This is a genomic window from Pseudomonas sp. NBRC 100443, assembly GCF_030268185.1.
GTDB lineage: Bacteria > Pseudomonadota > Gammaproteobacteria > Pseudomonadales > Pseudomonadaceae > Pseudomonas > Pseudomonas citronellolis.
Window position 1 is genome coordinate 1 of record NZ_BSQE01000092.1, and the last position, 295, is coordinate 295.

The window sequence follows — 295 nt, forward strand, 5'->3', positions numbered from 1 at the left end:
GGAAACCCCACACTACCATCGGCGATGCGTCGTTTCACTGCTGAGTTCGGGATGGGATCAGGTGGTTCCAACGCTCTATGGTCGTCAAGCAATTCTTTCGGATGCTCGTGGCTTACGCACACGCTCATCCTGATTCGGGTATGTGACAGGTCTTCTTTGCGGTTCTTGCGAACTTTCGGTTCGTCGACTTCACCGTCTAACACACAAATTGTTTGGGTGTTATATGGTCAAGCCTCACGGGCAATTAGTATCGGTTAGCTCAACGCCTCACAGCGCTTACACACCCGACCTATCA

The 295-nt window shown here is 51.5% G+C and carries 1 rRNA gene; it reads right to left on the reverse strand.

Annotation, left to right across the window (positions count from 1 at the left end):
• Positions 1-89 (reverse strand): 5S ribosomal RNA (rrf, locus tag QSJ95_RS32675); the annotation flags it as partial.
• Positions 90-295: the final 206 nt, after the last annotated feature.